1 protein-coding gene is annotated in these 1,325 nt (G+C 34.3%); it reads left to right on the top strand.

The window, feature by feature from the left end:
* Positions 1–436: 436 nt before the first annotated feature.
* Entirely contained in the window at positions 437–1,222 is a 786-nt protein-coding gene (locus tag HMPREF2811_RS07780) for a YsnF/AvaK domain-containing protein (RefSeq protein ID WP_071408846.1), read from the top strand.
* The last annotated feature ends 103 nt before the right edge of the window (positions 1,223–1,325 follow it).

The following is a 1,325-nucleotide window of genomic DNA, read 5'->3' on the forward strand; positions in this document are numbered from 1 at the left end:
CGTGACCCACACCATTTGACAAAGAGCCTAAATAACAGCCTATCAAGTAGAAACCGAAGTCTACTTGATAGGCTGTTTTGTTATAATTTTGTAATCGAATATTAAGTTAGACTTAATTATATTTTGGTGGAGGTGAAAAACTCATTAATCACTGCATATACCGATATTGGTAAAATAAAAAAATGCAACACCAAATAAAGCAACTAACTTCATCACAAGCCTACTTATAAAACAATTCTATTAAGGTTTTGAGCATTTTGTTTTAAAAAATAAATCTTGCATGGTAAAATGTAAGTATCAAATATTAATTCGCGATTAATATCTGCCTTAAAAAGCCAAGAAGTAAAACTTAAGTTTTAGTTAACTTTTGGCTTTTTGATAAAGAATGTTTGAATTGAATTATTGCTTATGACGCTAATAAAAGGAGCGAATAGTTATGACTAAGTTTATTTATGGATCATATAGTACATTTGAAGAAGCAGAATTAGCTGTAGAAGATTTAATAAGACGTGGAGTTTATCAAGGAGATATTACAATCGCAACGAATAGTGATTATGTGACAGAAAGGGTTTCACGTTCGGGTGTGGATGTTAATACAACTGAGATCATTGATGAAGATAATTCATGGTGGGATGCCTTTGTTGACTTCTTTAACCCAGAACCTCATGTAGATAATGATCACTATGGCAAATATGAGGAATATAAAGATTTAATATTAAATGGTGATGTCATTGTATTAGTGGAAGAGTCTTATATGGCTAAAGAACCAGGCGAAGGATATAGTTCAGGAAATATTGCTGAATATGATGCTGAAGCTCATATGAATGATGGTCTCGAGGGCGTTTCTACAATCAAATTACATGAAGAACAATTGAATGTGCGTAAAGAGCGTCAAAATATAGGCGAAGTAGAAATCAGTAAGCATGTCGTAGAAGATACGGAAACAATTGAAGTTCCAGTTCAAAGAGAAGAACTTCATATTACTCGACGGACAAATACAGATGCTGTCGCAGATGACCATGCATTTGAAGAAGAGACATATCGTGTGCCATTATCGGAAGAGAAAGTCGTCGTCGACAAAGATGTGGTGGTTACCGGAGAAGTCGATGTAGATAAGACGATTGAAACTGAAACCGAAGAAGTATCCGACTCAGTTCGTAAAGAAGTGTTAGACGTTGATGGTGATAAAGAGATTATCACTGAAGATAAAACCGAATATTAAAATTTAGAACGTTAAAGTTTTAGGTGAGTTACGAAATAGGAAACATTTGTTTTCCTACTTCGTGCTCACTTTTTAGGCTCTTTGTCAAATGGTGTGGGTCACG

Origin of the sequence: Globicatella sp. HMSC072A10, from assembly GCF_001811625.1 — a bacterium.
Taxonomy (GTDB): Bacteria; Bacillota; Bacilli; order Lactobacillales; family Aerococcaceae; genus Globicatella; species Globicatella sanguinis.